The sequence below is a fragment of the Nitrococcus sp. genome (genome assembly GCF_059432795.1).
Map to the genome: position 1 here is coordinate 25466 of NZ_JBXWZQ010000002.1, position 26015 is coordinate 51480.

Consider the following 26015-nt stretch of genomic DNA (forward strand, 5'->3'; position numbering starts at 1 on the left):
AACGGCGGAGAAGCCGGGCCCGCTGCCGTCTCATATCAGGGGCACGGGCTCGGGAATACCGGAAAAGCGGCTCAACATCCAGTCGAATTCGCGGCGGTCGATCGTGTAACCGGCGGCGAGGGCCATGTGGTTCGCTTCATGGCGTAACTGCGAGAGCATCGCCAGGTGGCGCTCGCGGCTCAGGCGCGTGAAGTCGTCCGCGCCCGGCAGGGGCTGCACTTCGAGCAGCAGTTCGCCCTGGTGCCAAGCGAGCTTGTAAGGCTGGTCGACGATGTGCACGGCGGTCTTGCGCGTGACCTGGCCGAAGAGGCTCGCGATGTCTTCGGGGTAGAGCCTCACGCAGCCGTGTGATACCCGCATGCCTACGCCGTAGGGTTTGTTGGTGCCGTGGATCAGATAACCCGGGATGTCGAGGAGCAGCGCATATTGGCCGAGCGGGTTTTCCGGGCCGGGCGGCACGATGCCGGGCAGCTCGGTACCCGCAGCGGCATGCTCGGCGCGAATGGACGCCGGCGGATACCAGGCGGGATCGACGATTTTGTCGACGACCGAGGCATGACCGAGCGGCGTGCCCCAGTCCTGGCGCCCGAGGCCGACCGGATGCGTTACGACCTGGCGTGCCGCGCCCTTGGCGGCCGGCGGATAGTAGTACAGCCGCAGCTCCGGGACGTTAATCACAATGCCGTCGCGCGGGGCGTCGGGGAGAATGTAGCGCCTGGGTACCAGGGCCCGCGCTCCGGCGCCGGGCATCCAGATATCGACTCCCGGGTTCGCCAGCACGACGTCCCAGTAGCCCAGATCGAAATGGCGGGCGATATCGAGCAGGGTATCATGCGCGCAGGCGCTCACCCCATGGCTATGGCCAATGAGGCGGCTGCCATCGGCGGGTAGCTCATAGGTAGAGAAATCGCGATCGGCACGCGCTTTCGAGCCCCCGCTTCGTCGTGATTCGCCGAGCACGATCGCGGGGTGCAAAGCGCCGACCAGCAAGGTGCCGGCCAGCCCCGCCAACCGGCGCAGGAGGCGACGGCGGTCCATGCTGATGTCGTCCCTGAACTTCAAGCTCATTTAAACGTGATCACATGAAGACAGCGCTGACCGCATCATTCAGGCAGCTTGCCTTGTTTCTGGTTTTTTACTGCGCGTGTCGAATCCCCTGCCGTGGGCGATCGGCCTGCTCCGCGCTGCTCGAGCGTCGAGTCGCGCGCCCGGTCCCCCTCCTCGGTCCACGACATTGTTCAGGGCCCGAAAGCGTGTCTTCGGGCCGTCCTCAAGCGCCAGCCTCATAATGAGCCTTGATGCGGGCGGCGCCAAGCGTTTCGGCGTAAAAGGCGATTTCATCAAGAACGCCTTGAAACGGATTCTCGCTCAGGGACTTGTCGATGCCTAGCACGAAAGTACCGGCGGGCTGCGGACTCAGCTCGCCACGCTGCGAGGGCTCGCCGTTGACGTAGAGCTGCCAGGTCTGCGCCGTGAGCTCCAAAACCAAGTGGTAGCGCGTCGCGGCGGCAATGACGACGCCGGTCGCGCTCGGCGCCTTACCAAGGCTGGTGTTGAGACTGTCCGCACCGAGCCCGTCGTGATTGCCATCGTCGATGTAGAGCCAGCTTCGCCCCACGCCGGGGCCGTCGCGTTGGGCAAGCAGCGTCTGGCATCCGGTGCGCGGCAACGTGGCCGGCGTGAGAATCCACAGCTCGCAGGTCACGCTCGCCTCCCCGGGATCGAGGGCAAACGGCACGTCCAAATAGGCCCCGGCAGCGCCGAATCGCACCGCCGCCGCGGATCCGGCGCCGAGGCCCGGCTCAGCGAGCTGCACGGCACCCCGGCAGGCGGCGTCACGCTGCGCCGGTGTCTCGTCGGCCGCGATATCGCCCGTGGTGTGCTTCAGGCGATAGTAGGCGTAGGGCTCATCGCTCAGCACAAGTTCACGGTAGCCGGGCCGGGCGGCGGCCATCATCGTTCGATGAGGAATCATGCGAAGTCCTTCCCGGCCAGAAAGCCGCGCCAGGTCGAGCCGCCGTCGGTCGTGATAAAAGTCAGCACGGTATCGGCATTCGGTGCACTGCTGATGCTCGGCGCGGTGCCGTTGGGCCATTTAACGCCCTTCGGCCAGCTGATGCTGCGGCCACCGGTTTCATCCTGGGTGAGAATGAGGGTGAACGATCCGGCCTTGTCGGCAGCGGGAGCGCTCTCGAAGGTGACGTTCTTGACGTCGGCGGTCAGCGTGACGGCGAATACGTTGCCGACGGAGAGAATGATCTTCAATGCGCCGCCGAAGATCTTCGGCTTTGCCAACGTCTCGGCGTAAGCCTTTATGGCGTTGCGCTGCATGCGCAGATCGCCGGTCATGGGGATGCTGCCGTCGCACTTGAAATCGTCGAGGGAAAGCACCAAAAAAGCGCGCTGGTCGCGTGAATCCGTGATACCGGTGGCATCGGTCGTGATCTTGCGCAGCGGGATGTGCCCGTCGGTGAAGCCGCCCTTATTGACCACCACCCGGCCGTCGCGATTGACTTCGACGTAATTGGTCGCCGACGGGTAGATCTCCAGCGAGCCGGGCGCGACCATGGTGATCGTGGTCATATTGCGCAGTATGCCCCCCCGATAACCCCAGAAATGGCCCCGGGTGGTTTTCGGATCCTCGTCGAAATCGCTGATCCGGGTGGCGTCGGCCGCGGGGCCCGTCTCTTCGCTCATAACTTATGCCTCATCTGCGTCGCCCAGCCGCTCGCGTTTGGAGGACTGGACTTGGGTGACCTCAAGGGCGTAAACGCCGCACGCGGGCCGATTCCAGCCGCCATGGTAAGCCCCCAAGGATGGACTGATCCAGGCGTCACCCCGGCATGGCCTGCCCCGGCCACTGAGCCGGGAGCAATATCCATTGTATTGAGTTTATGGGGTTTTGTTTTTTACCAGAATGGCAAGGGAACAATGTAAACAGAGTTTTCTTAACTGAATTTGTTCGAGCACAGCATGTCCTTTTGCCTGGTTTTCCGCGAACACCCTCTCTACTATTATTACTGGCAACTGGTCCATAGCGTAAAGGAGCGCCCATGAATCCGATAGAAGAGCTCACCGGACAGACCAAAAGCTTTGCCGTGGATTGCTACGAGAATAAAACGCTGGAAGAGCTGCAACAGCCGCACAGCCCCGATGACGCCGACCCGGAGGCCTGCAAGAAGTGGCGGATCACTCCACGGCATTGGAGCGTCGCTATGGAAGCGGCTCTGCAGTGCCGCATGGAGCAGGCCGAGCAGCCAGATGTCATCCCGACCGGCGAGGGTCATGGTGGCCGCTAGCGCCAGGGTCTGCATTCGGCCGTCGCAAGACGTGCCGCGCTGGGTGTGGGTGCCGGCGGTTCGGGAGGTTCGATGTGCACGGGCGGTGGGTTCAGGGCAGGCGCGGCGCTCCCGCAGCCCGCCGGGTTTGCCCGCCGTGGCGGTGGTTAGCCCTTCGCCACGGTGCGCTTCGCCGGGGGCTTTGTCCAGGCCGCTAACGTTCTCTTTTAGTGGCTCGACACCTTGCCTGGGTGTTACAGGGCATCTTCGTTGGCTTGATCAACCCTTTGTGCGCTCGCCGCAGGCGCCGGGGCGGCTTCGGGAGCGGTGAGCGGCGCGGGGAAAAGCGGCACCCTGAGGCGAATCCGCGTGCCCAACCCGGCCGCGCCGTCGACTTCGAGGCGGCCGCCGTGGGCTTCGACCCGCTGGCGCAGGCCGAAGAGGCCGAGACCATCGCGCCGCTCGTCACCATCCGCGATACGCATCATACCCACGCCGCAATCCACCACCTCAAGCTCGACGCCGTTCGCCTGCCGGCGCAGGCGAAGGTAAGCCCGATCCACCTGGGCGTGTTTGACGATGTTGAACAGCAGCTCACGGGCGGCCTGGAATAGGAGCACGCGGAGGGGATCGCTGATTCCCCCCTCGTGATTCTCCTTCATGCCAAGCGTGCTTTCCACCACGACCTGCACACCGTAGCGCTCTTTGAGCGGGCCGCCGAGCGCTTGCTGAGCGGCGGTCAAGCGGCCCTGCTCGAGCGCGGGTGGATTGAGCTCGAGCGTCAACGAGCTCGATACCCCGACGAGTTCCTGGACCAGGCGCTTGAGCGTGACCAGATCCCGGTGCAAGGGTGAGGCGTCCTCCCGATCGAGCAGGACCGCGATCTTACAATCGGCGGCAACCAGACTCTGCTGCATGTGATCATGCAGAAGCTGCGCCACGCGGCGGCGCTCGCTTTGCTCCGTCTGACTGAGCTCGCTCGCCAGCGCCTGGCGCTGCGCGGCACGTCGCACCAATGCGCGCCGCAGTTTGTGCGCCCGGCGGGCGGAGCGCTTCTGCGCCGTTATATCGAACACCACACCGGCGACCACGCTTGCCTGCGCGCCCGGTCCGCGTTGCACGAGGCGGCAGGTCAGTCGCTGCCAGCGCCAATGCTCGCTGCGATGGCGAATGCGGTACTCGATATCGAGGCGAGCATCCCGGCGGCGCAGGAAATTCCGATACGCCCGGGTCACCCGCGAGCGATCCCGCTCATGCAGGCAGCTCTCCCACCACGGCAGCAGCCCGGGCAGCGGCGGGAGTTCATTGAGCTGATAACCCAGCAACGCGGCCCAGCGCTCGGAGACGTAGCCGCGCTCGAGCGATACGCTGTGCTCGTAGTAGCCCGCCTTGCTCGCCTCCAGAGCGAGCGTCAGGCGCTGTTCGCTCGCGCTCAGATCGGCGCCGCGCCGCTCGACCTCGGTGGTCCGCGCGTGAAGACGGCGCTCTAGCATCTTGTTCAAGGCGGTTAACTGCTGCTCGGAGCGGCGGCGTTCGGTTATGTCGCGGAACACCAGCACGACGCCGGTCACGCCGGCGTTTGTGTCGCGGATCGCCACGGCACGGCCGTGGACCGGGCGCACCCGGTCGTCTCGGTCGATCAGCGCGGTCTGCCCGGGCAGCGTCGTAATGGACTGGACGCTGCGAATGGCCTGGTGGCAGAGGTTTTCGAGCACCTCGCCGGTCTCCTCGCGGACCAGGCGAAAGGTCGCGTCGACGTGGCGGTTCACCGCCTCGCACTGCCGCCAGCCGGTCAGGTGTTCGGCGGTCGGATTCAGGAACGCGACCCGGCCTTGCGCATTCGTGACGATGACGGCATCGCCGATGCTCTCCAGCGTCGCCTGCAGCCATTCGGGCTGGCTGATGAGCCCCTCTCGGGATCGCTGGCTGGCGGTGACGGGGTTGTCGTCGCCACCGTGCACCGAACGCCCGGCACGAAGGGGCTCCGAACGGACCGCGCCCGCGGCGCGCAGGGCGATGAGTGCCGGCTCCCGCGCCGTTGCGGGGACGATGACCGAGCCGGCGACCAGGAGCGGCTTGTCCGCCGGTGCGTTTAAGTGCAGCCTGGCGGGCAGGGGCCGGCGAGCGCGCGCGCAGCGGTGTAGATAACGGCTGAGCTGCGCCGGGGAGTTTTGGGTCAAACCGGTCAAGGAAAGCCCCGCCGCCCAGGGCCGCGGCAGCCTATAGGCTTTGTGCGCGGCGGCATTGGCGCCCTGGACGCGGCCATCGCTTGCGACTAATAGGACCGGTTCAGGGAATGCGGCGGCGAATCGTTCCAGGGCCTGAATGTCCATCGGCAAGGAGGCTCCGTTGTCGACCCAACGAGGGCATGGATTCAGCGGACGGGTTGTAGTGACAAGAGGGAGCGGGGTGGCTTGCCAAGACACGCCATAAAGACGTCCCTGGGGACTCGCCGGCCGCGATCCGCTTGGCCTGCCTGCTCGGCAAGCCACCCCGCTCCCACCTGTTTTACTGATCGTTTACGTGGCTTGGTGAAGTCGCCGCGCTGCCCGCATCGGCCGGCCTGACACGCGTTTCCTCAAGCCCCCTCACGCGAGCGAGTTCACCCACCCAATGCCACGGTGACCCGAGGATGACGCTCGCCCGTACGGGTCCCACATGCACGATCCGGCCATTCCTCCTCCGCGCTCGCGCGGTTGAGATTGACGCAACCGCTTGCGGCACCAGTGTGGATCAGGCTCTTGCCTTGAACCTTATCGCCCCGAGATCACCACCCTTCCGCAGACGGGCTCTGTTAGCTAACGTCATCGGCTCCACCAGGATTTCGACCATACAACTATTCATAACGCGTGCAGCGGCGGCTGCATTGACCAGGATCAAGCCCGTTGCGTGCCTTCGGCGACTGTCGCTACGCAATGATCGGAATCCGTGTGCTGCGCGTGCTGGCCTCTACGACATCGCTGCTTAGCCTCGTAGCTGACCAGACTATTCGCAAGTCCTGCCCCGGGAGACGGATCTGCGCAGCCTTGTCACCCGGGAGATCGAGTGCCCCAGACCGTCCCGATCGCTGCGTTTCGCGCCGATAAGTTATGCTATTTGATGTCTTACAGTGTGTCGGTCGTGCAGGTCAGGAACCTTATGTGGTCATTTCCACCACATAAACGGTATCGACCGAACACGTTTCATCCCTGAAAAGCGCAAGGAAGCATTTGCTCGGGAGGCTGTCATCACCAGGAAAAAGACGCACACGAGGCGGCGAGCGAGCGGTTCGGCAAAGAAGGACACGCAAGGCTCCGGTAGTGCCGGGCGGTCGGAGGCGATGACGCACTCCGAGCGGGGTTTTCCGATCGTGGGCGTCGGGGCGTCGGCCGGCGGGCTGAACGCCTTGCAGAAGCTCTTCGCCAACATGCCCGCTCAGCCGGGGATGGCGTTCGTAATCATCCAGCACCTGGATCCGACCAAATCGAGCTTCACCGCCGAGCTTCTCGCCAAGCACACCGATCTGAGGATCACTCAAGTCGAGGACGAGCCGCGGGTCACGCCCAACTGCATCTATGTCATTCCGCCGAACAAATACTTGAGCCTGGCCGATGGCATGCTGCATCTGAGTGAGCCCGGCCATCCCCGCGGGAGGCGCGTTCCGATCGACTTCTTTCTCCGCTCGCTGGCCGAGAACGCTCGCGAGCGAGCCGTGGCGATCATCCTCTCCGGCACCGGCGCCGACGGCACCTTGGGTCTCAAGGCGATCAAGGCCGAGGGCGGGCTGGTGATCGTGCAAGAGCCGGGCAGCGCGGAATATGCGGGCATGCCCGAGAGCGCGCTCGGCACGGGACTGGTGGATTTCAGCCTGCCGGTCGAGCGCATTCCGGAGGCGTTGGTGCACTATGCGCAACACGCCGCCGTTGCCGATGAGAAATCGACTACCTCCCCTGAAAAGACCAGCACCGAGCTCAGGGCAGTACTCGGACTGCTGCGCTCGCACACCCGGCAGGACTTCCGCTGCTACAAGGAAGGCACGCTGCTGCGCCGTACCCGCCGACGGATGGGGCTGCACAGTATCAGCGAGCTGGCCGAGTATCGCGACTACTTGCGTGAGCACCCAAGGGAACTCGACGCTCTCGCAAAGGACCTGCTGATCAGCGTCACCGATTTTTTCCGCGACCCACCGGCGTGGCAGGCGCTGGAGGAACTCGTCATCGCGCCGTTGCTCGAGGCCAAGGCCGCCGACACCACGCTGCGCGCCTGGGTGCCCGGCTGCGCCACGGGGGAGGAGCCGTATTCGCTCGCCATGTTGCTGCTCGAGCACATGAGCCGGGCCGGCAAGCACTGCACGGTGCAGGTGTTCGCCTCCGACATCGACAAGAATGCCCTGGAGCGTGCCCGGCGCGGGCTCTATCCGCAGGTTATCGTGGGGGACGTGGCGCCGGAGCGTCTGAAGCGATTTTTCGAGCCCCATTCGCGGCATGGCTATTACCAGGTGAGCAAGGCACTGCGCGAGTCGGTCATCTTTGCCGAGCAGAATCTGATCGCTGACCCGCCCTTTTCCCGGCTCGATCTGATTTGCTGTCGAAACCTGCTGATTTATCTTCGCCCGGAGGTCCAGCAGAAAATTCTGGGACTGTTTCATTTTGCGCTCCGCGAAGACGGGTATTTGTTCCTCGGCAGTTCGGAGACGGTCGGCCGGGAGACGGGGCTGTTCCAGCCGGTGACTCGCAAGTGGCGGATTTATCGGCGGGTCGGCGGGGTACGCTCGCAGAACGTGGCGTTGCCGGCCGCGAGCGAGCGGCCGCGGGCCGAGATCGAAAAGACGCCGTCATCCCTACCCCAGCGCCGCGAGGTGCGCCTCGCCCACGTGGCGCAGCAGCGGCTGCTCGACTGGTTGGCGCCGCGTGCGGTGCTGGTCGACAAGCAGTGGCAGATCGTCTATTTCTGCGGCGATACCGATGCCTTTCTGACTCACACGCCCGGCGCGGCCACCCAGGATCTGCTCGCCAAGGCGCGACCGGGGCTGCGCACGAAGGTGCGCGGGGTGGTGCAAAAGGCGTTGAGCGAAGGCGAGACCATTGTCGCCGAGGCGCGCGTGAATCGCGACGGTCGCTTCCAAACCGTTCGGGTCACCGCCCGGCCGGTGCGTGACCCGCCGAGCGAGGAAGTGCTCGCCCTGGTGATCTTCGATGAGGCGAGCAACCGTGAGGGCGGCTCACGTCAGGAAGACAAGCAGGCCTCCCGCGGTGCGGAGCGACAGGAGGCGAGCGAAGTCGACGGCGAGGACATCATTCGTCATCTGGAAGACGAGCTCGCGAACACTAAGGAAGACCTGCAATCGTCGATCGATCAGCTGGAGACCTCCAACGAGGAGTTCAAGGCTTCCAACGAAGAGGTCATGTCGGTCAGCGAGGAGCTGCAAAGCACCAACGAGGAGCTCGAGACCAGCAAGGAGGAGCTGCAATCGCTCAACGAAGAGCTCAATACGCTCAACAATCAACTGGCAATCAAAGTCGAGGAGCTGGAGCAGAAGAACAACGATCTGAACAACCTGATCACGAGCACCGACATCCCTACTCTTTGTCTCGACCGTGCCATGCGCATCAAGTGGTTCACGCCCGTCACGACGCGTTTGATGAATCTGGTCGTATCCGACATCGACCGGCCGCTGACGGATTTCTCCCACAATTTCACCGGCGAGGATCTGCTCGAGGACGCGAGAGAAGTGCTCGACCGGCTGGTGCCGAGCGAAAAGGAGGTGAGCACGGTCGATGGCGGCGTCTATTTGCGCCGTGTCGTCCCCTATCGCGCCCAGGAGGAGCGCATCGACGGTGTAGTGATTACCCTGGTCGACATTACCCGGCGCAAGCGCGCTGAGGACGCGTTGCATCGCAGCGAACAGCGGCTGCGGCAGCTGAATCAAACGCTCGAAGTGCAGGTGAGAGATCGTACCGAGCAGCTGAGCCTCCTGCAGCGCGTGACCGTGGCCGCCAACGAGGCGGAATCCGTCGAGGATGGGCTGCATCGGGCGCTCAACGCGATCTGCGAGACCAATCGCTGGCTCATGGGCGAGCTTTATCAACTTGCCGATGACGACAGCGGCGATCTGGTCTACTCGGGCCGTTCAGTGGTGCGCGAAAACGCGCCGCCGGCACTACGCGCGCGTCTCGAGGATTTGCAGCGTCGCCTCGCCGCGCAGCGCTTCGGTCCCGCCGACGGGGTGCTCGGCCGTGTGCTGAGTAGCGGGCAGCCGCAGTGGGCCGAAGACTTCGACAAGGACTCGAAGCCCCGTCACGGCGCGCTCAGCGAAACCGGCCTGCGCACGGTAATCGCCTGCCCGGTCACCGCGGCGGGCGCGGTCCTCGCCGTTTTGGCGTTCTACTCGGATGAGGCGCTCGCCGAAGAGAAACGCTTCCTCCATATCATGCCGAACATCGGCATCCAGCTCGGCCATCTCATGGCGCGCAAGCGCCTGGAAAAGGAGATCGCCGAGATCTCGGATTGGGAGCAGCGCCGCCTCGGCCAGGAGATTCACGACGGGCTCAGTCAGCAGATCTCCGGTACTGCCTTGCTCGCGGCGGGGCTGACCGAGAGCTTGAGGGCGAGCGGGCTGCCGCAGGCGGAGAAGGCGCAGCGGCTCAAGGAGGCCCTCGAGGAGGCCAAGCGCCAGAGCCGCGCGCTCATCAACGGAGTGATGCCCGTGGCGGTCGAGCCCGCCGGGCTGATGGGCGCCCTCGAGGGACTAACCGAGCGCACCCAGACGATGTACGGGCTGCGCTGCACCTTCGAATGTAGCCAACCGGTCGAAATTACGGACAGCTTCACCGCCACGCATCTTTATCGCATCGCCTTTGAGGCCGTCCACAACGCGGTCAAGTATGCCCAAGCCCGGCAAGTCACGGTGTGCCTGAGCAAAGCCGACGGCAAGGTACTCTCTGTGCAAGATGACGGCATCGGCTTGTCGGGGACTAACCTAGCGGGTATCGGAATCCGCATGATGCGCTATCGGGCGGAGCTGATCGGTGCGAGCCTTACCATCGAATCCGGTGACGACGAAGGAACCACGGTGACCTGTTACCTCCGGAACTGAACGCGGGTGCTTGGCGAGGGGTCCAAACAGATACTTATTGCGTGGGTTCCGAGTCGTGGTCAAGCGCAGCAACAGCAATCAGGCAGGGAGCCCTGCGGCGGCGGCCTCGCCGGTTCGCGTGCTCATCGTCGACGATCATCCGCTTTTCCGCGATGGCTTGAGGGAGCTGCTTCTAGGTGAGCCGAATCTGCAAGTCTGCGGCGAGGCGGCCGATGTGGGCGGAGCGCTCGAGCAGATACGTACCACCTGCGCCACTCTGGTGACCGTGGACATCTCGCTCGGCTCGGCGAGTGGCATCGAGCTGGTCAAGCGAATCAAGCGCATCGCGCCGACGACCTTGATTCTGGTGGTATCCATGTACGATGACCGGCTTTATGCGCTGCGCGCCCTGGAGGCCGGAGCGCGTGGTTATCTTTCCAAACAGGCCTCGCCCGGGGAAATTTTGCGAGCGGTGCGTACGGTGTGTGACGGCTGCGTTTACTTGAGCGAGGAAATGACGCAACGCCTTTTGCACCGCAAGGCGGGTTTGTTGAAGGCGGGAGGCGAGGATGCGCTCGAGTCGCTCTCCGATCGAGAGCTGGAGGTCTTTCGTTTGATCGGGTTGGGGTATGGCACGAGACAGATCGCCTGCGAGCTCAACGTGGCGATGACGACGGTCGAGACCTATCGTGAGCGTCTGAAGACGAAGCTAACCCTTGGAAGCAGTGCCGAGCTTACCCACCAAGCGACCCTATGGGTGCTGCAGAATCAATGAATGCCCGCGTAAGCCGAGGCGACGGTCACGCCGTTCATCGGGGCGGCGGTTGTCATCTCGTTCGAAGTTGCCTTGGGCGGGGCGATTAAGCGATGGCGGCGGGCACTTCCCTTCGGTAGTGCCCGCCGCCGAATGCCGTAGACGGCTTGCCGATGCAATGATTTCGCGGGCTAGGGGGCGGGCACTGGCTCCGCGCTCGCGCGCGGGCCGGTCAGCACGATCAGGAGCAGCCCGAGCAGCATCAGCCAAGGCAGCGTCGGGGCCGGCACGTTTTGCGCGGCCGTGACGATCAGGTTGGCCGGTCCACGCGCATCGTTGAGCCATGAACTCTCGTCTCCGGACCCGTCTTGACCGTACTCGTCGGTACGCCCGTCCGTCCAGTCCAGATCCAGCCCCGCCAGTGCGAAGTCCGAGTTGGAGGGGCCGCTGTCCGCATCCGTGAAGAAGCTGATGCTCATGATGTTGGAAAGGCCAATGGCGAAGTCGAGATAACCGGCGCCATTCCGGTCCGTCCCCATGGCGCTGAGCGATTCGGTGCTGCCGCCCGCGTACTCGATCAGCATCCCGACGCCTTCCGCCATGGGATCACCGCCGGGCCCCGCCCCGAACAGATCGAGGAAGTGCACGCGGTTCAATGTAACGGCGCTGGAGAAGCGGGCGGTAAGCCGCTCCGAGCCGAAGGTGACTTCGTCGTCGTTGATGCCGACGCCGTCGTTGGCGCAGGCCAGCGAGCCGCATGCCGCGTCGCGCCCGCCATCGTAGCCGGTGAAGCGCAATCGGTGCGTTCCGCCCGCTGATAACGTGACGTGGTTGGCGCCGAATGTCTGTGTGGCACTCGTGCTGTTGTCGTGACGGGACCAGCTGCCGTCGGTCAGGTCAACGACGGCCGCCTGAGTCACGGCGGCCGACAGCAAACCCCCTGATAATGCAAGTATCTTCGCGATCCTGAGCATGACTTCCCTCTCTCAGACTTTACTGCATTTCCAATGCGTCTTTGCCCCAGGCCTGCTTCGTTAGTTTTGTCCCATTATCTTTATTCGGTTGTTTGAGGTCTCGAGGCACTGTGTGCATCTGTCGGTACGGCACAACGTTTTCGGTCATTTCATTGTGCGTTGTCCTTGCCAACTTATAAGCAAAATAGATGCCTAAGTGTGTATCGGATTGAATTATCGGTATTAAAAATGTCTTCTGCGTCACTCGATGCTCAATGTGTTGGCGATCTGTAAACATTTTTAACAAGCGCGGCGGTACGCGCAAGGCGAGCGCCCGCACTCCGCACGGGCGGAGTGCGGTTGCGCAGGAAGGCGGCCGTCGGGCGTGGCGTGCGGGTGCGCGACGCGGTTTGCGCGCGCTCGGCGCTAGGCGGGCGAATACTGCTCGGCTGTGGCTCCTTGCTGAGCACCGAGGCGGTGGCGAGCGTACATCCGCTGGACGAAGGCGCCGGCGGGCCGCTCGCGCAGCGCGCTGATTACCTTGCGCATGGGCGGGGTAAGCGCCTCGAAGGTGGGTAAATGACCCTCATAGCCGCTGGCGAGCACCATGGGTGCCGCCGCGGCGGCGAAGGCGATGTCCGCATAGCTCAAATGCTCACCGTAAAGAAACTCCCGGCCGTCGGCGAGCCGGGCGTCGATGCGATCGAACCCGGCGTATACGGCCGCGAGGCCTTGCTCGGCCTTGGCGGGGCTCAGTTGCAGGGCGCGCGACATGAGCCCCCGGATCAGCGGATAAGCGATCGGCACCAAAAGCTTTTCGAACCAGGGTACACCGCTTGTGAATGCGGCGTGGGTGAGGCGCCGGTGCGGCAGTAGATGGTAATAGGCCCAATCCACCACGCCCACGCCCATACCGAAGCGGTATTCGTGGCCGGCATTGATGACCTGCTCGCGCAGCTCCGTCCGCTCGGGCAGTAGCCGCCGTGCCGCCGGAGCCCTGGAATCCAGATAGGGGAGCATTTTATCAACAGTTGGTATGGACTCGGCTGCGGTGACGAGCAACGGATAGTCGTCGGCGCCGTAGCCGTACCATTTCAAGGCAAGGGCGTGAAACACGGGTGCATGCGGGTGCTCCCGATAATTCACTCCGTAATGCTGCAGCAGCCAGCGACCCAATTCGCAGTCGGTACTCGGCAGCAGCGTTACCAGGAACGGCTCGCTGCTCTCGTCGCCTGGCCGGCGAGCGGTCCGGGAATTACTCGGCATCAAAGCATACCCTCAGATGTTGTGGAAACGGTGTATCGCCCGTATCGATTCGGCCCGCCGCGCCATCGGCACGCCGTAGCTTGGGGTGTTTCAGCAGCGCCTTGAGCATGGCCGGAATGACCGCCTGATTGATGTGGGCGCCAAAGCAGGTATGCAAGCCGAACCCCCAGAGGATGTAGTGGGATCGGGGTCGGTCCGTGCGAAACGTGCCGGGGTTCGAGACCTCGCGGCGATCGAACATGGCTGACAGGTTGGCGGCGAAGACCAAAGTGCCCTTCGGAATCGGCCGGCGGCGCAGGCTGCTGCGGGCGATCTCGGTATCACGGACCGCGCGTCGGTAGATCACGGGGTTGAGCGGATTGAAGCGCAGCGCCTCGTTGAGGCAGCGCCCGAGCGCGTCGTCGTCCTCCGCACACGCCGCCTGCTGCGCCTGGGCGAGCGCTTCGGGCCGCTGCAGCAGTTGATCGAGCGCCTGAACGGCGGCTCGGGAGAGCGTTGGCACAGCGCCGATGATAAGACCGATCAGATTGTTGCGGATCGCCAGATCGTCCATTCCGGGCAGGCCCGCGGCCTGCATCGCCAAGCAGCGGTTGAGCACGTCATCGCCGGCCGTGGGCGTGCGCTTGCGCTCGGCGATGGCCTGATCCAGATAGTCCCGGCACTCGCCCGCCGCCCGCTCGGCGCCTGCGATCACCTCGGGGTCGTCCCGGAGGTCGATGAACAGGTACCAGAACATGATCGTGGTCCAGTCGATCAGCGTCCGCTCCGAGGGGCCGGGTGTACCGAAATAGTGCCCGACAAGCCGGGCGGCGAGAGGCAAAGTGAGCTGCTCGGGGACGTCGAGGCTGCCGCCGGCGCGTTGGACGACCGCGGCGGCCTCCCTCTCGACAAACGGCGTGATCAGCCGAGGGACGTCGTCGCGACGGGCCGCCAGACGCATATTGGAGACGTCGCGCGTATAGCGGGCACTGTCCTGCATGCCGAGAAAGAAATTCTCTCCCGCGGTGATCCGGCGCATCTTCGGGCCGTACACCACCTCGAAATCGCTCTCCCGGTTGAGCACCTCGTGTACGTCCTCAAACCGGCTCACGACGGCGGTGGCGGTGTTGGGATAGGCGGTGACGAACGCCCGGCGCAGCAGCAGATTGGGGATGAACGCCCGCAGCACGCTGAACACGGCGCGCTGCCCGCCGGGGGAGGCGAGCGGGGCGGCGAGCCGGGCCTTGACCCCGCCCGTGCCCGTGGCGAGGGCGTGGAGTCCCAGGGTAAGCAATTGCAGGATGTTGAGGACGCCCTCGCCGAGAACCGCGAGCGCGGTGCGGATACTGAGCAGCACATTGATGATGAATTGCATGGGAGTCGGCATTTTCCTTTCTTGTGATTCGTCCTGGCCGGCGCCTGCGCGATCAGGTGGGGTCGACGATGCCGGTGGCGATCATGCGCAGAGCCGTGATGCTGGGAATGAAGAAATAGTCCCCGCCCCGCGTGGTCACGAACTGAGGCAGCCGCTCGCAGATGAATGGCGGCTTGCCGCTCGCGGGATCGCTGGCGATGACGAATTTCGCCTGCGGGTCATGATTGCCGACGATCGGGCACGTATCATTGCCGGCGTTGAAGTCCAGCCCATAGTGCACCCATTGTTGCTGGACGAACTCGAACTGGCGGAAAATACTGGCGCATACCGCCATGAAGATGATCCCGTGCTCGTCCTCGTCGGCATTCGCCTGTGAGTCGAAGCGCCCGTAGGGCAGACCGCGGCGCAGGATCCGCCGGCGCTTGTTGAGCGCCGAGCCGTTACGCTTGGCCGTCTCGCCGGTGGCAAGGGCGGGATCGAGCATATCCCGCGTATTGACGCGGCGGATATGGGCGGTGATCGGGCAGCGCAGCCCGTCCGGATCGTCGGCGTACTTGAAATCAGCGAGCGCGCGCGCGCGTTCCGCCGCGGCTTGTGGGTCGCCTGGCGCCCAGCGCTCGTTGAACGCTTGCCATTCGGCATAGGTCGGCGCGGCCATCAGCGGTACGCCATCCGACCAACGGCCCGCCATCTTCGCGAGCACCGTCTCCGCCGCCTCCTCCCGGCCGACGCCCATGGCTTTGGCGTAGCTCTGCGCCACCTCATCGATATAGTCGTGAAAGCTGGCGGTGTTTTGATGGAGCTTGCGATAGACCATGAAGGTGCCGTTGCGCATGAAGTCCGCCGGCGGGGGCGCCGGGGGGTTTTGCTGGGATTAATCGGCGGGGCCGAGGTTGTACTCCCCGGGCGCCAGCGGCGCCCAGGCCAGGTCCGGCATCAGCTTGCCGCGACCGACTACGCGCTGCGCCTCGATGGGCGCCTCGTACTGACCCTGGAAAACCGGATTGCCGATACCGTCGCTGAACCCGAAGTGCTCTTTGCCGCTCGCCACCATGCGGCCGTTGCGTCGTACCATCAGAGCCTTGGCCGCCTGAAAATCGGCTTGCTGGGGGCCGTGTCCGGCGAGCAGCTCGACGCCGCCCATGGATGTCTTGCACAGATCGCGGATCCATTGCGTTTTCTCTTCCAGCGCCGGGAGCGGCTCACCGTTTTCATCCGCCTGGGCATTCAGCGAGATCCAGATATGCACTGCCCGCTCGCCATTACTGGCACTGTCAGCACCCGCTGAATCCCGCCAGACGCTGTCCCAACGGGGGATGCCACTGGCCTCGACGTCGCCGAGGATATCGGCCCGCTTTGCCATGCCGTCGATGTACTCATCCGGCATGAGGCGCAGGGTACGGGTCGGCAGGCCCAGGTTCAGCAGACCGCGGAAGGTGAACCCGATATTGACGGTGACCTCCGGTCGCGGCACCGCATCGCTGCCACTATAGTCACGGGCGCCGCGTTGCCAGCGCTCGGCGGTGGTCACCTCCCGGCGTACGGCATCAACGAAGGCGCGGCCGGCGACGTGGTTGCGTATATGCAGACAAAAATAGCGGGCGATCGGATAACCGTAGCCCCCATACGCCCGAATGATATTGCCCTGGATATCCGCCAGGTTCAGTGCTCTGCTCATTGCCGTGCCCTCTTGTTATGAGCGAATGACGCCGGGCGTCTGGGTCGGGTGCTCGAGATCGTGAGGCCGGTGTCGTGCCAGGAATTCTCCGAAGGCGTCGTACAAAGACGCGGCGTCCGCGCCTTGCTGCTCGATGGCGAAGCGTGTGAGCTGCTGCTGCAGGTACAGCGCCTTCAGCACAGAGGGCAGATCCGAATCGGGAGCGGTTGGCAGCGGTTGGCTGCCGCGATGCAGGATGAAGCGGTAGACTCCATAGCCGAGCACCGCGGTCAACGCGGCCCAGCCTACAGAGATCCAGCCCCAGGGCCAGCCGGCGGTGGCGCCGAACAGGGAAACCAGGGCATCCCCCACGTCCAGGCCGAAATTGCCGAGCAGCCAGAACGCGCCGCAGAGCAGCGCCATGCCGCCGGGAATCGCGATGGGGGCGAGCAACGCCGTGCGGTTGATGTCCTGCAGCGGCGGCACACCGACCCAGTAGTCGTTGAACGGCATCGTGGTCTCGATCTGGCAGCGCATGATGTAGTCGGCGAAACCGCGGGCATCGTTCACTGACTCGAAGCCGATGCAGTAACGAAAGATCGCGCGCAGCTCCGCTTCCATGTCGGCCCATAATTCCGTCAGATAACTGCGCAGCTCCGCCGCATCGCCGCTGGCGGCGTCGATGTCGGCCGCGAACAGCAGATACGGCGTGCTCAGATGGTCGACGGGTTGCGCGATCCCCAGGTTGGTGTTGGTGACGGCCGTGACGAGGGTGTTGGTCGGATCGCGTCCGTTGTCGACAACATCCTCCAGCACCACGAAGCGGGCGAAGTGCGTGCGGCGATTGCGCGCGAAGGGGCTGTTCAGGCTGCCCGCCTCACTCGCGGGGGATTGGCGGGCCGTGGGCAGGCAGGCCAACGTCTCGCGCAGTGCCTGCACACACGCTTGGGGCGGGTGATCGCCCTGACTGAAGGTTTGCTGGCTAACAGGGGCCAGCACCGTGAGAAAGTAATGTCCGCCGTCGAAATTCGGCATGGTGCCCTTCCCTATTCGTTTTTCTTACGCCAAAAACCGGCTTAACGGCTCGTCCTCGTGCCGGCGGAGCCGGCCGGGAGAAGGTATCGCCGAGGATTCCGCCCGAGAGCGGGGTACGGCCGTCCTCGCGGCGTCAACTCTCCTGGAGGACCGCGCCGCCGGTCTGCTCCGCGGGCGTTTCGCTTCGACGCCCGGGCGCCTCGTGCCAGCGCTGCTCGATATGGGGCTGACGGTTGATGGCGGCCGCCTCAGTATCGTTGCTTGCAATGGGGGCGTATCCCGGTGCGCCCAGGGCGTTCTGTACCGCCGCCAGTGTCCGGTAATATTCGGCCGCGAACGCCTCGGCGTCGAGGCGAGCGTGTTGCTCGGCGAGGGCTTTGATCGCGCGGCGCACCCGCAGGGCACACTTGATGTCGCGCTGCGCCGATCCGGGCACGGCATTGTAGTAATAGGTCGTATCGATCTGATTGTGGACGATGTAGTCCTTGAAAGGCGTTATGGGAATGGAGTGCGGATATTTGCGGCTCGAATACCAGAAAAGATCGAGGCCATTGGGAATACCATCGGAGAAGGCATCGATGTATTGATCCCAGGTGCCGTTGAAATTGCTGCAGAAGAGCATGTAATCGTTTTTAAGCCTTTGCCCTCCTTGCCCCAGATCCGGCCATTGATCGCGCCGGATGACCACCCAGCGGGCAAAGTGGATAAGGGAAAGCCCCAGCAGACCTTTGAGATTGCTGGGCAGCACGCGCGCGAGGAAAAACAGGAAGCGGTTCACCCAGGTCCATCGCGGCGGCATGGGTGTGACCACGTTCATGGCATAGGCTTTGCCAGCAATATTCGACATAGAAGGCCTCCGCAGAGTGCCTGCTCACGGTCATCCTTGAGTGGCCGGACGCCGGTGCGTGGGGCGCCCCCGGCCGCCTGGCATGACACCGGGCAGGTAGTAGATTTTTTCGTTGTTCGGCAAGCCCTGATGGATCCTCCCACGGCCGTCCCAACGAAACGCCGGGCCAGGCGCAACGGACAGCTCAACACGGCGCCCCGCGCCGCGTACTTGCCAATCCGGCTTGCCCTCGGAGACCGTTCGAGACGGGTGACTGGCGTTTTCGCCCAAGGCAGTTCGATGGATGCCGATAAGGGAGGTTCGCTGCGATCCAGAAAACCTAATGAGCACGGCGGGGGGTTGCCACACCGGAGTCCGGATGCGATTCGGTCCGCATGAGAGATGGATCGGCACTTCGCTATACGCCCGCCCCGCGCGCCTCGGGCTTTAGATTAGGGGCAGCGGCGCGCAGCGGTAAAGAATTCGTTGTCAGGAATGCCAACTGCGTCGCTTTTTGGCCGTTCCATTGCGCCGACGCGGCTGGCGCGGCGTGCCTCGGATCACCTCTGGCGGCTGGTCTCGAATAGGCCCGCGTCGGCCATGTTGCAGGCGAGCTCGGCGAGGCCGAAGGGCATCCGCGAGCCGAGGATTTCCGGCAACCGATCCTCGTAGAAGACGTTGTCGAACTCCAGCAGTTCGTCCGCGAACCGCGGCCCGTCGGCCGCGAGAAAATGGCTTTCGAGCCCGTACATGAACGACGTCAGCTCGTCCCACGTCTCCTCGGCGAAGTGCTCGTGGGCGCTGGTGGCAATGGCGCGGCCGAGGCAAACCATCGTCAGCGCGAGCCAGTCGGGTCCGGCAGGTTCGGCGAGCAGCCGCTCGCGGGTTGCGGTGTAGGCGCGTTCGGCCTGCGTGCGGGTGGGCTCGTCGAGACCGAAGCGATCGGTGTGGCGTTCGAAGTCCGGCTCGGCGCGCAGAGCTTGGCGGCCGAACTCGATCGCGGCAGTCAGACGCTCACGCAACGGCGGGCTGCGAAGGCCTTTGCGAATGCCCTCCGCCCAGGCGGTCGGCGTCGGATGCCCTGGGCGGGCGTTGGATTCGGTGGGATTGTCGCCCTGCGCCGGTGCGTCAGTGGGCGTGCGCGGGGCTTCCAGCAACGCCGTCGTCCCGGGGGTGATCCCATCGAGGCGAGCCGCGCTGAGCTTGTCATGCAGCTTGATGCTTTGGAACGTCGCGATCAGACGCGGGTCAAAAATCATTTCCGCCGCGAGGCGAAGCGCTTGTGCATCGTCGCGGGTAATGCTCCGGCGTTTGCCGCGGGAGGCTTTGCCCATGATGTCTCGAACCTCGGGAAGCGGGTCCTGGCGGTGGATCGACGGCCGCTATTCTACAACAACCACGCGCCCTCGTCGGCAATCGGCACCCGACGTCTTTCGCCTTCTCGTGCGCCGTGGTCTGGCAGGCTGCTCACTGCGCGGATGACTCCGGCTCGTCAGGCGTCGTAGTCCACGACGACCTCATCGCTCAATGGGTAGCTCTGGCAGGTGAGCACGTAGCCCGCTGCGAGCTCGTCGCCCTGCAAGGCGTTGTTGGTGGCCATCTCCACCCCGCCCGCGATGACCCGGGCGCGGCAGGTGGCACAGACCCCACCCTTGCAGGCAAAGGGCAGATCGGCGCCGGAGCGCAGCCCGGCCTCGAGAATGGTGTCCGTGTTGCGCGCGAGGGTGAATTCGAGCCGCCGGCCGTCGGCGATGACGGTGACGCGGCTGACGGTGTGATCGGCCCGCGTCTCAGTGCGGCGCTGGCGGGATTGCCGCCTCGCCTCCCCCGGAGCGGTGAAGCGCTCGACGTGGATCCGCCCGGGGGGCAGGCCATGCGCGCGCACCACCGTGGAGACGGCGTGCATCATGGGCTCGGGGCCGCAGATGAAGCACTCGTCCACCGTCGCGATATCGAGCCAGCGCTCGCAGAGCTCGGCACACTTTTCCTGGGTGATTCGTCCGTGAAAAAGCTCGATTTCGGTGGGCTCGCGGCTGAGCACATGAACGAGGTTGAACCGCTCCATGTAGAGGTTCTTGAGATCCTCGAGCCGCTCACGAAAGAGCACGCTGGCACCGTCGCGATTGGCGTAAACGAGCGTGAAGCGGCTCGCGGGCTCCACGGCGAAAGCCGTCTCGATGAGAGAGAGCACCGGGGTGATGCCGCTGCCGGCGGCGAAAGCAAGATAGTGCTTGGCTTGACGGCAGTCGAGCGGCGTATGGAAATGGCCCCGCGGCGGTAGGACCTCCAGCGCTTGCCCCGAGTGCAGCTCATCGTTGGCGAAGTTCGAAAACACCCCTTGCGGCTGGCGCTTGACGGCGATGCGCAGCTCGTTGGCGGGGACGCCGGCGCAGATGGAGTAAGTGCGTGTGACTGGCTCGCCGCCGATCCGGGCGCGCAGCGCGATGTGCTGACCCGCGCGGTAGCGGAAGGTCTCGCGCAGTGGCTCCGGCACGGCGAAGGTGATAAGGACGGCCTCCCGCGTGAGCGGGCGCAGATCGGCGATGGTGAGCTCATGAAAGGTGGCCATCGGCATCCGGCCCGCGCCGCGCGGTGTGAGCGGCGGCTATGATGGGTACGCTCATCGTTGTCCGCTCGTCAAATGCATTTGAAGTAATCGAACGGCTCCAGACAGTCCGTGCACCGGTATAGCGCCTTGCAGGCGGTGGAGCCGAATTCGCTCAGGCGCCTGGTGTCCTTGCAACCGCAGCGCGGGCAGGCCGGTCGCGCCGGCCCGGCGGCGGTGGGCGCTGGCGGGGCGATGCCGTACGCCTGCAGCTTGTGCCGCCCATCGGGCGTGATCCAATCGCTGCTCCATGGCGGTGAGAGGCGCGTCTCGATACGGAAAGCCGTCACGCCGCGGCGGCGCAGCTGCGCTTCGATGGCCTGCTCGATGGCATGCGTGGCCGGGCAGCCCGAGTAGGTCGGGGTGATCACGATCACCCACTCGCCGGCGCTCCGGTGCACGTCGCGCAAAATGCCCAGATCGGCGATGCTCAGCACCGGAATCTCCGGGTCGGGAAGCGCTTCGAGCCATGTGCGTAGCTCGGCCGCCGCACGCTCAGGGAGGCGTTGCGTATCGTTACCAGTGCGCATCGGGATAGGCCCTCGGTAGGAACTGCATCTCCGCGAGGAGATAGCCGAGCTGCTCGGAATGCCGGCCTTGCTTGCCGCCCGCCTGCATCCAGCCGTCGGCCGGGCGTTGCAGTGTGGCGGCCGTCAGCGTGCGCGTGGTCTCTTCGTCCCAGCACCGGCGTAGGATGGCTGGATCCGCGGCTACCCCAGCCGCGCCCAGCGTGCGCTCGACCTCGTCCGTGGCGAAGAGCTCGCCGGTATACGGCCACAGCGAGTCGAGGGACGCCTGCAACCTGGCATGGCTCGCGTCGGTGCCGTCGCCGAGACGGATGATCCACTCGGCGCTGCGTCGGCGATGATAACCGGCTTCCTTGCAGGCCTTGGCCGCGATGCCCGCGAGGCGCGGATCGGCGCAGTCACTCAGCGCGGCGAGCAGCGGCTGGTGGAAGGCGTCGAACAGGTACTGCCGCATGAGGGTATCACCGTAATGGCCGTTCGGCTGTTCCACGAGCAGGGCATTGCGGAAGTCCAGGACGTCGCGGTGCCAGGCCAGTGCGTCGGCATCGCGGCCCGCGCCCTCCACCTCGCCGGCGTAGGTGAGCCAATGCTGTGCCTGGCCGAGTAGATCCAAGGCGATGTTGGCGCAGGCCATTTCTTCCTCGAGCGCCGGCGCGCGGCCGACCCAGGCCGTCAGACGCTGCCCCAGAATCAGCGCGTTGTCGCCAAGGCGCAGCAGGTACTCGAATAAGGCGTGCTCTTCCTTCATTGCCGGGCGCCTCAGGCCACGGGCTAGAGGTTGTCCACCTCGTCCGGGACCTCGTAGAAGGTTGGATGCCGGTAGATTTTGTCATCGCTCGGATCGAACAGGATGTCCTTGTCCTCGGGCGCGGTGGCAACGATGTCCGTGGAGCGCACGACCCAGATGCTCACGCCCTCGCTGCGGCGGGTATAGACGTCACGGGCATTGGTCAGCGCCATCGCCGCGTCGCAGGCGTGCAGGCTGCCCACGTGCTTGTGGGAAAGCCCGTGACGGCTGCGGATGAAGACCTCCCAAAGCGGCCAGTCCTTCACGGCAATGCCCCCTCGAGGTTTTAGCCTTGCGCCGGCGCGCCACGGTGAGAATGCTTCGCGGCGTAGGCGAGCGCCGCCTCGCGCACCCACTCGCCGTCCCGGTAGGCCCGGCGCCGCGTGTCGATGCGCTCCCTGTTGCAGGGGCCGTCGCCTTTGAGCACGCGGTGGAATTCGCTCCAGTCGATGGCGCCGAAAGCGTAATGACCGGTATGCGGGTCCCACCGCAGCATCGGATCGGGCAAGCTCAATTCCAGGTATTCGGCTTGCGGCACGCACTGGTCGACGAAGCGCTGGCGCAACTCATCGTTGGTGTGGCGCTTGATCTTCCAGCGCATGGACTGCTGCGTGTGCAGGGATTCGGCATCGGGCGGCCCGAACATCATCAGGGAGGGCCACCACCAGCGGTTCAGCGCATCCTGAGCCATGCGCTTTTGCGCGGTTGTGCCGCGGCACAGCGCGAGCATGATCTCGTAGCCCTGGCGCTGGTGAAAGCTCTCCTCCTTGCAGATGCGCACCATCGCGCGCGCGTAAGGTCCGTAGGAGCAGCGGCACAGCGGAATCTGATTGATCAGCGCCGCACCGTCCACCAACCAGCCAATCGCCCCGACGTCGGCCCACGTGAGCGTGGGATAATTGAAAATGCTCGAATACTTGGCTCGTCCGGCATGCAGCGCCTCCAGAAGCGACTCGCGGGAAGTGCCGAGCGTCTCGGTGGCGCTGTAGAGGTAGAGACCATGACCCGCTTCGTCCTGCACCTTGGCCAGCAGGATGAGTTTGCGGCGGAAGCTCGGGGCGCGAGTGAGCCAATTGCCCTCCGGCAGCATGCCGACGATCTCGGAATGCGCATGTTGGGAAATCTGCCGCACGAGGGTCTGGCGGTAAGCCTCCGGCATCCAGTCCTTGGGCTCGATTTTGATATCGGCGTCGATCTTGTCCTGAAAGGCACGTTCCCTCTGCGCAAGCGAGGGCGCGCCGCGGCGGGATTCGATCTCGGTGTCGGCTCGCTGGCGGGGCATCGCAACCCTCCCGGTCGTGGACGAAGGGAGCCGCAAGCCGCGGGACTGGGCCTTCGGAAGGCTAATTAAATGATACAGCCAGCAAGGGACAAGTCAATAATATGTGTCATTAAGGTCGGTGACAGAGGGGCGGCCTGCCCGGGCGCGTCTCGGATCAGATCAAGCCGCCGAAGCGTTGGTAGAAGTAATGCGCCGGCTCCGGCAGCGGCCCTTCCGCGGTCTGCAGAATCCGTGCGAGATGCTGCTCCGCGAGCCGATACGTCAGCCGGTAGATATTGCGGGCGAGCAGGCGCGCGGCCGCCCCGTTCCAATCCGAGGGCAATACCGCATCGGGTAGCTGCGGGTCGCGCAACAGCAGGCGGCGTACGTGATGAATGAGCAGGGTGCGCACCAAAAAGCATTGCTGCGGGTCGAGGTGTCTGCCATTCCTGAGCGCCCGCCAGACCGGCCGGAAGCACTCCAGGAAATGCTGGTAGTCGTGGGCGAGCTGCTCCAGGTCCCAGCAGGCCCGCACCAGGCGAGTGATCGGCCGCGAGGTGGAGAGCCCCTCGTGGCGGGCTTTCATCACGATCAGCTCGCTCTGCACGTCGAGCTCTTGAAGCGTGGCGATGAACGCCTCCCGGGGCGGGCTGGGATGTGCCAGGACTCCCGGGGCGATGTTGCCGAACCCGAGCTGCGCCAGCTCCCGGCGCAGCGCGTCACGTGTGCCGTTCGGCAGCAATGAGGTCAAAACCAGCGTCCACTCCCCGGTCCAGTCCTGATGCGGTTCGGCATAAACGCGGTGGTAGGCCTTCTCGAAGCTGCGCCAGCCGGACGGGGTGAGGCTGTAATAGCTGCGCCGGCCGATTTGCTCGGCGCTGAGCCAGCCCTCCTTGCTCAGGCGAAAGACCGAGGTGCGCACCAGGCGCTGGTTGAGTCCGAGCGGCTCGAGCAGCTCGATCAGACTGCCGAGCCAGACCGTGCCCCCGCGTGGCGCGATGGCATCGCCATAGACCGTGATGATTAAAGAGCCGGCGCGGATGGGACGGCGCGCGCGGAATTCTTCGATCAGCCTTTCAACGCTGCGGATCTTCGCCATGGCTCGCTCAAGGGGACGCCGGTGGAGCGCCTTTCGGCTACGGAACGTGGGGATCGAACCTCACGAGGTCGCGCAAGTGCGCGATATTATACGGAATATTGCCCCTTGAGGTCTCCCGATCACAGCGGCTACCCCGGCAGGGCGCAACGTGGCCGCCCTTGCCAGGATCTCCGGGCCCGGGCCGGAGCGCGGCGAGGCGAGGCGATCAACACGAATCGGGGTCAAAACGCGGCTTCAGATCCTGCCACACCCGCACGTAGTCGCGCTGACGCAGAGGCGTGCGAAGCGCCTGCGCCGTGGCGCGGAAGGGGTGACGGCTCTCGAACATGAAGGCGAGCGTATCGCTTAGCTGGACGGGTTGCAGCGCGGCCTGCGCGGCGGCCTCGAAGGTCTCGGCATCCGGGCCGTGCGGGGTCAGGCAATTGTGAAGGCTCGCGCCGCCCGGCTGGAAGCCCTGTGCCTTGGCATCATAAACACCCCGTATCAGGCCCATGAACTCGTTCATGACATTGCGGTGGAAATACGGTGGGCGAAAGGTGTCCTCCGCGACCAGCCAGCGGGGCGGAAAGATGACGAAATCGACGTCGGCGGTGCCCGCCACGGTGCTCGGTGAGGTCAGTACCGTGAAGATAGACGGGTCGGGGTGATCGAAGCTGACCGTGTTGATGGTGTTGAAGCGCGCGAGCGGATACTTGTACGGGGCGTAATTACCGTGCCAGGCGACCACATCGAGCGGTGAGTGATCGAGGGTGCACGCCCAGAGGTGGCCCTGGAACTTGGCGAGCAGCGTGAACTCGCCCGAGCGCTGCTCATAGGCGGCGACCGGAGTGAGAAAGTCCCGCGCGGCCGCCAGGCCATTGGCTCCGATCGGCCCGCGCTCGGGCAGGCGGAAGAACGCGCCGAAATTCTCGCAGACGTATCCGCGCGCCGCGCTCGTGCCGGGGGCGAGGCGCACCTGGAACTTCACCCCGCGCGGAATGACCAGGATCTCTCCAGGGGCGCCGGTGAGGCGTCCCATCTCCGTGTGTAAAAGCAGCTCGCCGGACTGCGGGACGATGAGCAGCTCGCCGTCGGCGTCGTAGAAAAACGTATCCGTCATGTCGCGATTGCAAGCGTAGAGATGAACGCCGCAGCCGGCCTGCGCGACAATGTCGCCGGCCAGGCAGTAGGTAAGCAGACCGTCAAGGAATTGCGTCGGGCTTGTCGGCATCGGCAGTGGATTCCAGCGCATCGCATTGGGGTCGGCCGGCTCGTCGCTCCCCGGAGGCTGCAGCCCGGCGTTGCCGATGCGCCGGTACTCCGACTGCACCACCGAGGGCTGGATCCGATAAAGCCAGCTGCGTCGGTTCGCCGCGCGCGGGGCGGTAAAGGCGGTGCCGCTGAGCTGTTCCGCGTAGAGTCCATACGGCGGGCGCTGAGGCGAATTGCGCCCGATCGGCAGGGCGCCGGTCAGCGCCTCGGTCTCGAACTCGTTGTGAAAGCCGCTGAGGTATTCAAGCGCACGCTCCGATGTGGGCATGTTCGCGACCCTCCCCGCTCGTCCGGTCCCATTATCGCAG

At 64.8% G+C, this 26015-nt stretch carries 22 protein-coding genes; 3 read left to right on the plus strand and 19 right to left on the minus strand.

The window, feature by feature from the left end:
* Positions 1 to 30: 30 nt before the first annotated feature.
* From AC52Q4_RS00255 to AC52Q4_RS00265, 3 genes are all read right to left on the minus strand, one after another.
* Positions 31 to 1068, minus strand: a complete 1038-nt coding sequence (locus AC52Q4_RS00255) for a L,D-transpeptidase family protein (RefSeq protein ID WP_495534786.1) — start codon at positions 1066 to 1068, stop codon at positions 31 to 33.
* A gap of 202 nt (positions 1069 to 1270) precedes the next feature.
* Positions 1271 to 1975, minus strand: coding sequence for a LamG-like jellyroll fold domain-containing protein (locus AC52Q4_RS00260; protein WP_495534787.1), 705 nt, complete (start codon positions 1973 to 1975; stop codon positions 1271 to 1273).
* The gene (locus tag AC52Q4_RS00265; RefSeq protein ID WP_495534788.1) at positions 1972 to 2697 is read right to left on the minus strand and encodes a hypothetical protein; all 726 of its coding nucleotides are present in this window, start codon (positions 2695 to 2697) and stop codon (positions 1972 to 1974) included. The genes AC52Q4_RS00260 and AC52Q4_RS00265 overlap by 4 nt, the downstream gene beginning before the upstream one ends.
* A 356-nt stretch (positions 2698 to 3053) precedes the next feature.
* On the opposite strand from AC52Q4_RS00265, the gene AC52Q4_RS00270 reads away from it, so the two are divergent.
* On the plus strand, positions 3054 to 3299 hold the full coding sequence (locus tag AC52Q4_RS00270; protein ID WP_495534789.1) for a hypothetical protein: 246 nt from the start codon (positions 3054 to 3056) through the stop codon (positions 3297 to 3299).
* A 233-nt stretch (positions 3300 to 3532) separates the two neighbouring features.
* Here AC52Q4_RS00270 and AC52Q4_RS00275 read toward each other — a convergent pair whose 3' ends face one another.
* Positions 3533 to 5611: a PAS domain-containing sensor histidine kinase gene (locus tag AC52Q4_RS00275; protein WP_495534790.1), complete on the minus strand. Its 2079-nt coding sequence runs from the start codon at positions 5609 to 5611 to the stop codon at positions 3533 to 3535.
* 986 nt (positions 5612 to 6597) lie between these two features.
* Between AC52Q4_RS00275 and AC52Q4_RS00280 the strand changes: the two genes are divergently transcribed.
* Together AC52Q4_RS00280 and AC52Q4_RS00285 are read left to right on the plus strand one after the other, a co-directional pair.
* Positions 6598 to 10353 carry a chemotaxis protein CheB gene (locus AC52Q4_RS00280; RefSeq protein ID WP_495534791.1) on the plus strand — a complete coding sequence of 1252 codons (3756 nt, stop codon included), beginning with the start codon at positions 6598 to 6600 and terminating at the stop codon, positions 10351 to 10353.
* A 37-nt stretch (positions 10354 to 10390) separates the two neighbouring features.
* On the plus strand, positions 10391 to 11107 hold the full coding sequence (locus tag AC52Q4_RS00285) for a response regulator (RefSeq protein ID WP_495534792.1): 717 nt from the start codon (positions 10391 to 10393) through the stop codon (positions 11105 to 11107).
* A 170-nt stretch (positions 11108 to 11277) separates the two neighbouring features.
* Here AC52Q4_RS00285 and AC52Q4_RS00290 read toward each other — a convergent pair whose 3' ends face one another.
* From AC52Q4_RS00290 to hmgA, 15 genes are all read right to left on the minus strand, one after another.
* Entirely contained in the window at positions 11278 to 12060 is a 783-nt protein-coding gene (locus tag AC52Q4_RS00290) for a hypothetical protein (RefSeq protein WP_495534793.1), read from the minus strand.
* 405 nt (positions 12061 to 12465) lie between these two features.
* Positions 12466 to 13305, minus strand: a complete 840-nt coding sequence (locus AC52Q4_RS00295) for a glutathione S-transferase C-terminal domain-containing protein (protein ID WP_495534794.1) — start codon at positions 13303 to 13305, stop codon at positions 12466 to 12468.
* Positions 13295 to 14659 carry a cytochrome P450 gene (locus AC52Q4_RS00300; RefSeq protein ID WP_495534795.1) on the minus strand — a complete coding sequence of 455 codons (1365 nt, stop codon included), beginning with the start codon at positions 14657 to 14659 and terminating at the stop codon, positions 13295 to 13297. The genes AC52Q4_RS00295 and AC52Q4_RS00300 overlap by 11 nt, the downstream gene beginning before the upstream one ends.
* A gap of 52 nt (positions 14660 to 14711) precedes the next feature.
* Entirely contained in the window at positions 14712 to 15494 is a 783-nt protein-coding gene (locus AC52Q4_RS00305) for a Dyp-type peroxidase (protein WP_495534796.1), read from the minus strand.
* 39 nt (positions 15495 to 15533) lie between these two features.
* Positions 15534 to 16337 (minus strand): hypothetical protein, encoded by an 804-nt coding sequence (locus AC52Q4_RS00310; protein WP_495534797.1) that lies wholly within the window; start codon positions 16335 to 16337, stop codon positions 15534 to 15536.
* A gap of 15 nt (positions 16338 to 16352) precedes the next feature.
* Complete coding sequence (locus AC52Q4_RS00315) at positions 16353 to 17351, minus strand: hypothetical protein (RefSeq protein ID WP_495534798.1); 999 nt, start codon at positions 17349 to 17351, stop codon at positions 16353 to 16355.
* 133 nt (positions 17352 to 17484) lie between these two features.
* On the minus strand, positions 17485 to 18198 hold the full coding sequence (locus AC52Q4_RS00320; RefSeq protein ID WP_495534799.1) for a hypothetical protein: 714 nt from the start codon (positions 18196 to 18198) through the stop codon (positions 17485 to 17487).
* A gap of 539 nt (positions 18199 to 18737) precedes the next feature.
* Complete coding sequence (locus AC52Q4_RS00325) at positions 18738 to 19511, minus strand: hypothetical protein (RefSeq protein ID WP_495534800.1); 774 nt, start codon at positions 19509 to 19511, stop codon at positions 18738 to 18740.
* Positions 19512 to 19669: 158 nt separating this feature from the next.
* Complete coding sequence (paaE, locus tag AC52Q4_RS00330) at positions 19670 to 20752, minus strand: 1,2-phenylacetyl-CoA epoxidase subunit PaaE (protein ID WP_495534801.1); 1083 nt, start codon at positions 20750 to 20752, stop codon at positions 19670 to 19672.
* Positions 20753 to 20814: 62 nt separating this feature from the next.
* Positions 20815 to 21312 carry a 1,2-phenylacetyl-CoA epoxidase subunit PaaD gene (paaD, locus tag AC52Q4_RS00335; protein ID WP_495534802.1) on the minus strand — a complete coding sequence of 166 codons (498 nt, stop codon included), beginning with the start codon at positions 21310 to 21312 and terminating at the stop codon, positions 20815 to 20817.
* Positions 21299 to 22057, minus strand: a complete 759-nt coding sequence (paaC, locus tag AC52Q4_RS00340; RefSeq protein ID WP_495534803.1) for a 1,2-phenylacetyl-CoA epoxidase subunit PaaC — start codon at positions 22055 to 22057, stop codon at positions 21299 to 21301. Before paaC ends, paaD begins: the two co-directional genes overlap by 14 nt.
* A gap of 23 nt (positions 22058 to 22080) precedes the next feature.
* The gene (gene paaB / locus AC52Q4_RS00345; RefSeq protein ID WP_495534804.1) at positions 22081 to 22362 is read right to left on the minus strand and encodes a 1,2-phenylacetyl-CoA epoxidase subunit PaaB; all 282 of its coding nucleotides are present in this window, start codon (positions 22360 to 22362) and stop codon (positions 22081 to 22083) included.
* Between the two features lie 20 nt (positions 22363 to 22382).
* Positions 22383 to 23378 carry a 1,2-phenylacetyl-CoA epoxidase subunit PaaA gene (paaA, locus tag AC52Q4_RS00350; RefSeq protein WP_495534805.1) on the minus strand — a complete coding sequence of 332 codons (996 nt, stop codon included), beginning with the start codon at positions 23376 to 23378 and terminating at the stop codon, positions 22383 to 22385.
* A gap of 154 nt (positions 23379 to 23532) precedes the next feature.
* Positions 23533 to 24456 carry a phenylacetic acid degradation operon negative regulatory protein PaaX gene (gene paaX, locus AC52Q4_RS00355; RefSeq protein ID WP_495534806.1) on the minus strand — a complete coding sequence of 308 codons (924 nt, stop codon included), beginning with the start codon at positions 24454 to 24456 and terminating at the stop codon, positions 23533 to 23535.
* A gap of 205 nt (positions 24457 to 24661) precedes the next feature.
* Positions 24662 to 25975 (minus strand): homogentisate 1,2-dioxygenase, encoded by a 1314-nt coding sequence (gene hmgA / locus AC52Q4_RS00360; protein ID WP_495534807.1) that lies wholly within the window; start codon positions 25973 to 25975, stop codon positions 24662 to 24664.
* Positions 25976 to 26015 lie beyond the last annotated feature (40 nt).

What these genes read in the sequence shown, in the direction of transcription:
- AC52Q4_RS00255 (WP_495534786.1), bottom strand. Translation starts at nt 1,068, where the DNA reads ATGAGCTTGAAGTTCAGGGACGACATCAGCATGGACCGCCGTCGCCTC.
- AC52Q4_RS00260 (WP_495534787.1), bottom strand. Translation starts at nt 1,975, where the DNA reads ATGATTCCTCATCGAACGATGATGGCCGCCGCCCGGCCCGGCTACCGT.
- AC52Q4_RS00265 (WP_495534788.1), bottom strand. Translation starts at nt 2,697, where the DNA reads ATGAGCGAAGAGACGGGCCCCGCGGCCGACGCCACCCGGATCAGCGAT.
- AC52Q4_RS00270 (WP_495534789.1), top strand. Translation starts at nt 3,054, where the DNA reads ATGAATCCGATAGAAGAGCTCACCGGACAGACCAAAAGCTTTGCCGTG.
- AC52Q4_RS00275 (WP_495534790.1), bottom strand. Translation starts at nt 5,611, where the DNA reads ATGGACATTCAGGCCCTGGAACGATTCGCCGCCGCATTCCCTGAACCG.
- AC52Q4_RS00280 (WP_495534791.1), top strand. Translation starts at nt 6,598, where the DNA reads ATGACGCACTCCGAGCGGGGTTTTCCGATCGTGGGCGTCGGGGCGTCG.
- AC52Q4_RS00290 (WP_495534793.1), bottom strand. Translation starts at nt 12,060, where the DNA reads ATGCTCAGGATCGCGAAGATACTTGCATTATCAGGGGGTTTGCTGTCG.
- AC52Q4_RS00295 (WP_495534794.1), bottom strand. Translation starts at nt 13,305, where the DNA reads ATGCCGAGTAATTCCCGGACCGCTCGCCGGCCAGGCGACGAGAGCAGC.
- AC52Q4_RS00300 (WP_495534795.1), bottom strand. Translation starts at nt 14,659, where the DNA reads ATGCAATTCATCATCAATGTGCTGCTCAGTATCCGCACCGCGCTCGCG.
- AC52Q4_RS00305 (WP_495534796.1), bottom strand. Translation starts at nt 15,494, where the DNA reads ATGCGCAACGGCACCTTCATGGTCTATCGCAAGCTCCATCAAAACACC.
- AC52Q4_RS00310 (WP_495534797.1), bottom strand. Translation starts at nt 16,337, where the DNA reads ATGAGCAGAGCACTGAACCTGGCGGATATCCAGGGCAATATCATTCGG.
- AC52Q4_RS00315 (WP_495534798.1), bottom strand. Translation starts at nt 17,351, where the DNA reads ATGCCGAATTTCGACGGCGGACATTACTTTCTCACGGTGCTGGCCCCT.
- AC52Q4_RS00320 (WP_495534799.1), bottom strand. Translation starts at nt 18,198, where the DNA reads ATGTCGAATATTGCTGGCAAAGCCTATGCCATGAACGTGGTCACACCC.
- AC52Q4_RS00325 (WP_495534800.1), bottom strand. Translation starts at nt 19,511, where the DNA reads ATGGGCAAAGCCTCCCGCGGCAAACGCCGGAGCATTACCCGCGACGAT.
- paaE (WP_495534801.1), bottom strand. Translation starts at nt 20,752, where the DNA reads ATGCCGATGGCCACCTTTCATGAGCTCACCATCGCCGATCTGCGCCCG.
- paaD (WP_495534802.1), bottom strand. Translation starts at nt 21,312, where the DNA reads ATGCGCACTGGTAACGATACGCAACGCCTCCCTGAGCGTGCGGCGGCC.
- paaC (WP_495534803.1), bottom strand. Translation starts at nt 22,057, where the DNA reads ATGAAGGAAGAGCACGCCTTATTCGAGTACCTGCTGCGCCTTGGCGAC.
- paaA (WP_495534805.1), bottom strand. Translation starts at nt 23,378, where the DNA reads ATGCCCCGCCAGCGAGCCGACACCGAGATCGAATCCCGCCGCGGCGCG.
- paaX (WP_495534806.1), bottom strand. Translation starts at nt 24,456, where the DNA reads ATGGCGAAGATCCGCAGCGTTGAAAGGCTGATCGAAGAATTCCGCGCG.
- hmgA (WP_495534807.1), bottom strand. Translation starts at nt 25,975, where the DNA reads ATGCCCACATCGGAGCGTGCGCTTGAATACCTCAGCGGCTTTCACAAC.